The organism is Streptomyces sp. C10-9-1, from assembly GCF_024497955.1.
Classification (GTDB): Bacteria; Actinomycetota; Actinomycetes; order Streptomycetales; family Streptomycetaceae; genus Streptomyces; species Streptomyces sanyensis.
Genome location: NZ_JANHKP010000002.1, coordinates 147,326 through 152,571 on the forward strand (window position 1 = coordinate 147,326; position 5,246 = coordinate 152,571).

4 protein-coding genes are annotated in these 5,246 nt (G+C 73.7%); all 4 read left to right on the forward strand.

Annotated features, from left to right (window positions below):
• The first annotated feature begins 156 nt into the window (after positions 1 to 156).
• From NPS70_RS03255 to NPS70_RS03270, 4 genes are read left to right on the forward strand one after another with little or no spacing between them, the layout of a single operon-like run.
• Positions 157 to 1,086 (forward strand): DUF6039 family protein, encoded by a 930-nt coding sequence (locus NPS70_RS03255; protein WP_256522392.1) that lies wholly within the window; start codon positions 157 to 159, stop codon positions 1,084 to 1,086.
• A gap of 28 nt (positions 1,087 to 1,114) precedes the next feature.
• A complete protein-coding gene (locus tag NPS70_RS03260) occupies positions 1,115 to 3,043 on the forward strand; it encodes an amino acid adenylation domain-containing protein (RefSeq protein ID WP_256522393.1) in 1,929 nt (642 codons plus the stop codon).
• The gene (locus tag NPS70_RS03265; protein WP_256522394.1) at positions 3,040 to 3,984 is read left to right on the forward strand and encodes a chlorinating enzyme; all 945 of its coding nucleotides are present in this window, start codon (positions 3,040 to 3,042) and stop codon (positions 3,982 to 3,984) included. Before NPS70_RS03260 ends, NPS70_RS03265 begins: the two co-directional genes overlap by 4 nt.
• Positions 3,965 to 5,221: an alpha/beta fold hydrolase gene (locus tag NPS70_RS03270; protein ID WP_256522395.1), complete on the forward strand. Its 1,257-nt coding sequence runs from the start codon at positions 3,965 to 3,967 to the stop codon at positions 5,219 to 5,221. Before NPS70_RS03265 ends, NPS70_RS03270 begins: the two co-directional genes overlap by 20 nt.
• The last annotated feature ends 25 nt before the right edge of the window (positions 5,222 to 5,246 follow it).

A 5,246-nucleotide genomic window follows, 5' to 3' on the forward strand; every position in this document is an offset into this window, starting at 1 on the left:
TGAATCCGGATGACAGAAGGCGATCAAGTTCCCGTTGAGGCCCCGGTTCCGCACGCTCCGGAAGTCGCACGGAAATAGGTGCGGATACGACGTGCGCACACCCGGGAAGTTCCGGCGGAGCATCGCCGGATGAGCCACTGACCAGCGAGGGATCCCATGAGCACAGTGATTCCACCAGCTCGCCACCAGAGTTCCGTCCCGGCGGAGAAGCTGCTCCACTCGGCGAACTCCGGAATGATCGTGGAGCGCACGGCCCAGGTGCGGGGGGAATACCACTCGGAATCCAGGAAATTCGCGCGCGCCACCGCTGATTACATCACCCGCACCCAGCTGGGCGTCGCCAGCGTCTTCGTCTACGAGGAGACTTTCGGCACGAAGGACATGGTCCACTGGCTGATCCATCTCAATTCCATGGACGACTACGAGTCGCTGGTCCGGATGGGTACCGAGGACGAGGAGTACCGCGCCCTCTTCGGCCGGGACTGGATTCCCGCCGCGCGCGGCGGCGGCTGGGCCGGGATGTTCACGGACGGCTCCCTGCGCGAGACCGTGCTGCTGCCGCAGTTCTGGGGCATGTACGGCACGCGCGTCGACGACGACCGGGAGCGCCGTACGGAGGTCTTCGAGAACGACACCGCCGAGGTGCGGCTGCCGCCCGCCCGCCACCAGACCGAGCAGCCCGACGACCTGCTGCTGCACTCGGCGAACGCGGGCATCGTGCTGCACCGCACCGCGCAGATCGTCTACGACTTCCGCTCCGAGGCGCGCGAGTTCGCCCGCGAGGCGGCGACGGCCATCAACGACAACCTGGCGGGCGAGGCGACGGTTCTCCTCTACGAGGACGCCTTCGGTCCGATGGACCGCATCCACTGGCTCATCCACCTGCGCTCGCTGGGCACGTACCAGCGGCTGCTCCAGCTGCACGTGCGCGACGAGAGCGTGCGGGAGATCTTCTTCCGGGAGCGCAGCCCGGAGAAGGGCCCCGGTACCTGGGCCCGGATGTTCGTCCAGGGGAGCTTTCAGGACACCGCGCTGACCCCGCACCACTGGGGCCTGTACGCGACGGACACACCCGCCGGCGGCTGACGTACCGCCGCTTCCCCAGGAGGTGCCCATGAAGGGCAGCTGTCTGCACGAGATCTTCGCCGAGCGCGTCCGGGAGGCCCCCGACCGGGTCGCGGTCACGGCGCCGGAGGGGCGGCTGACCTATGCGGAACTCGACGCCCGGGCCCGTGACCTGGCCGGACGGCTGACCGGCGCCGGGGTGGCCCCCGGCGACCTGGTGGGGCTGTGCGCGCCGCGCGGCCTGGAACAGGTGACCGGTGTCCTCGGCATCCTCAGGGCCGGGGCCGCCTATGTGCCGCTGGACCCCGACTACCCCGCTTCCCGGCTGTCCTCGCTGCTGGAGGACACCCGGCCGGCGGTGGTGGCCGCCTCGGACCGGACGGCCGCCGCGCTGCCCGCCGGCGGCCCCCGCCTGGTGCCGATCACCGCGCCGGGGGGCGCCCCCGGCACTCCGGCCCCGGAAGCGCGGCCGCCGGCGGTCCGGGACAGCGGCCTCGCCTATGTCATCCACACCTCCGGTTCCACCGGCCGCCCCAAGGGCGTCCTGGTGGAACACCGCCAGGTGGTGCGGCTGTTCACGTCGAGCCGCCGGTGGTTCTCGTTCGGCCCCCACGACGTCTGGGCGCTGTTCCACTCCCTGAGCTTCGACTTCTCGGTCTGGGAACTCTGGGGCGCCCTGCTGCACGGCGGCAGGCTGGTCATCGTCCCCTCGGGACTCGCCCGCACCTCGGACGGGCTGCTGCGGCTGCTGCGCGAGGAGGGCGTCACGGTGCTCAACCAGACCCCGTCGGCCTTCCGCCAGCTCGACGCCGCCGTCGCCGGCTCCGGGCTGGGCGGCGACGCGCTCCCCGCGCTGCGGCTGCTGGTCTTCGGTGGCGAGCGGCTCGATCCGCGCACCCTGGAGGGCTGGACGGCGCGCCACGGCGATGACCGACCCCGCCTCGTCAACATGTACGGCATCACCGAGACCTGTGTGCACGTCACCTACCGGCGGCTCACCCGGGGCGACGTGGAGGGCTCCGGGCCGAGCCCCATCGGGGAGCCGCTGCCCGACCTGCGGGTGCACGTGCTGGACGCCGGCGGTGCCGAGGTGCCGGACGGCACCCCGGGGGAGATCTGGGTCAGCGGGGACGGCGTCACCCGGGGCTACCTCGACCGCCCGGAGCTGACCGCCGAGCGCTTCACCGCGCTGCCCGGCGCCCCCGAGGTGCGCTGCTACCGCACCGGCGACCGTGCGGTACGCGACGCGGCCACCGGTGAGCTGCGCTATCTGGGGAGGCTGGACGACCAGATCAAGGTGCGCGGCTTCCGGATCGAGCCCGGCGAGGTCGAGGCGTGCCTGCGGGAGCACTCCGGTGTCACCGACGCCGTGGTGCTGGACTACGACGCGGGCGGCGGCGATCTGCGGCTCGCCGCGTGCGTCACGCCGGCACCCGGCTCCGCCGGCCCCGGCGACCTCGCCGGGGAGCTGGCCGCGCTGGCGGCCGCCCGCCTCCCCGCCCATCTGCGGCCCGCCCGGTACCGCGTCGTCGCCTCGCTGCCCCTCACCGCACAGGGCAAGGCGGACCGGCACGCCCTGCGCGCGCAGCTGGCCGCCGAGGGCTCGGCGGACACCGGGCCGGCCGTCGCCGCCGGGGCCCTCCCCGACGGCTCCGGCCCGCTCCCGGACGTCGCCAAGATCGTCGCGGAGGTACTCGCCCACCCCGCCCCGCCGGGACCGCACACCGACCTCTTCCAGGCAGGCGCCACCTCGCTCGCCTTCGTCCGGGTGCTGGCCCGCGTCAACGAGCACTTCGGCGTCCGGCTCACCGGCGCCGAGCTGGACGGCGAGGCCACCATCGCCCGCCTCGCGGACTGCGTGACCGACGGCCGGAGCGCCGGCGGAGGAGCGGACGCCGCCCCTCCCGGCGGTCCGGTGAGCACCCGCGCCCCGCATCCCGCCGAACCGGCGGCCACTCATCCGAGGGGAACAGCATGACCACACCGGAACGTCTCCACGCGCTCTCGGCGGAGCAGCTCCGCACCTTCCGCGAACAGGGCTACTTCGGGCCGTTCCAGGTCTACGAGCCCGACGAGATGACCCGGTCGTGGAAGCGCGAGCGCCTCGCCCTGATGGACCGTTCGAAGGCGGTCTACGGCGACGAGGCGGCCTCGTCCGGCAACACCAACATCTCCAACTACGACCGGCACCTGGACTCCCCCTTCCTCGCCGACCACGTCTGCCGGCCCCAGATCGTCGACCGGGTGACCAGCGTGCTCGGCCTCGACACGCTGTGCTGGCGGACCGAGTTCTTCCCGAAGTACCCGGGCGACGAGGGCACCGACTGGCACCAGGCCGACACCTTCGCCAACGCCTCCGGGACGCCGCAGATCGTGTGGCCCGAGGAGCTCAAGGAGTTCGGCGGGACCATCACGGTGTGGACGGCGTTCACCGAGGCCACCGTCGAGAACGGCTGCCTGCAGTTCATCCCCGGCACCCACGAGCGGATGAACTACGACGAGACCCGGCGGATGCACTACCGGCCGGACGACATCAACCACACCGTCAAGGACGGCGTGCGCCGCGGCTTCTTCGGCTACGACTACCGCGATCTGCAGAAGGACCCGGACTTCGTGCCGGACGAGAGCCGTGCGGTGTCGATGGTGATGCGCCCGGGGCAGGCCATCATGTTCTGGTCCACGCTGATGCACGCCTCCCACCCCCACCAGGGCGGGGAGCTGCCGATGCGGCTCGGCTTCGCCTCGCGCTACGTCCCCACCTCGGTGCGCGTCTACCCGGGCACCGAGGCCATCGAGGAGTACGGCGGCCGGGTCACCCTGGACCGCTACGGCGCCGTGCTCGTCTCCGGCGAGGACCGCTACGGCCACAACACCCTGACCGACCGGACCACCCGCGGCCATGTCTTCCCCCGCGGCTGAGGGCCCCGGGACGGCGGACCACCGTGCGGCAGCGCGGACGGCGCCCTACGCGGCCCGGCTGGTGGAAGCGGTCCTGGACCTCGCCCCGCTGCTGCACGCGCTGCCCGCCCCGCCGAGCCTGCCGGCGGGCGACGGCCTGCCGGACGCCGCCGTGCTGGAGCGGGTGACCCGGCGGCTGGGGGTCCCGCCGATCGCGGTGGGCGACCCGGCGGCCGGTGGCCGCGGGCCCGGCGCGGAGATCTTCGCCCAGGTCGCCGCCGCCCGGCTGAAACGGGCCGGGCCGCCACCGGAACCCGGGGCCACCGCGGCGGAGGGCGCGCTCACCGACGGGGCCGTGGACGCGGCGGCCGCCCGCGACATCGGGCGGGCCGCGCCCCCGCGCACGGTCAAGGCGCCGGACGGCACCCCGCTGCGGATCCACACCGCCGGGCCGGACACGCCCGGCGCACCACCCGTCGTGCTGGCCTCCGCGCCCGGGATGCCGGCCCGGCTGGCCGCGTTCTGGCTGCGCGGACTCGCCGCCCGCCACCGGGTGCTGACCGTCGAGACCCGCGGGCTCTTCGGGGACCCCGGGGACCCCGGGGACCCCGGAGGCTTCACGGAGCCGTTCCCGGGGCACACCGGCCTCGACGCCCAGGCGGACGACCTGATCACCGCCATGGACGAGGCGGGGCTGGCCGACGCCCATGTGATGGGGCTGTGCGGCGGAGCGGCCCTCGCCCTGGCCGCGGCGGCCCGCCATCCGCGGCGGGTGAGCTCCCTCAGTCTCTGGCACGGGGACTTCGAGCTCGGCCCCGACGGCCCGAAGACCGACCACCAGCGCAACCTCCAGGCGCTGATGGGCATGGCCCGTGCCGACCCCGCGTCGGCGGGGCTCATCCACCAGGGCCTGCTGAACGCGATGCGCGGCAGCGTGCCGGCGGACATCGCGCCGCTGGCCCTCTACCCCTACGCGGACACCGGGCTGTTCGTCCGCTACTCCGTGCTCAACGGCGCGGTGATGGACACCGATCTGCGCCCGTTGCTGCCACGGGTCACCGCGCCGGCGCTGGTCGTCACCAGCGGCGACGACACCACCGCCCATCCCGGAGGGTCCGCCGAGGTGGCCCGGGCCCTGCGGGGCGCGACCACCTGGACCCGCCCGCACGGCGACCACATCTCGGTCTTCCGGGGAGCCCCGGAGCTGCTGGAACGCGCCGAGGCGTTTCTTTCCGGCCTTTCCGGCCTCGCCCCATGATGTCGACGTCACCACCGGAGAAGGC

Bases quoted from the DNA above. Each gene is read 5' to 3' on its own strand.
- NPS70_RS03255 (WP_256522392.1), top strand. From the start codon at position 157: ATGAGCACAGTGATTCCACCAGCTCGCCACCAGAGTTCCGTCCCGGCG.
- NPS70_RS03260 (WP_256522393.1), top strand. From the start codon at position 1,115: ATGAAGGGCAGCTGTCTGCACGAGATCTTCGCCGAGCGCGTCCGGGAG.
- NPS70_RS03265 (WP_256522394.1), top strand. From the start codon at position 3,040: ATGACCACACCGGAACGTCTCCACGCGCTCTCGGCGGAGCAGCTCCGC.
- NPS70_RS03270 (WP_256522395.1), top strand. From the start codon at position 3,965: ATGTCTTCCCCCGCGGCTGAGGGCCCCGGGACGGCGGACCACCGTGCG.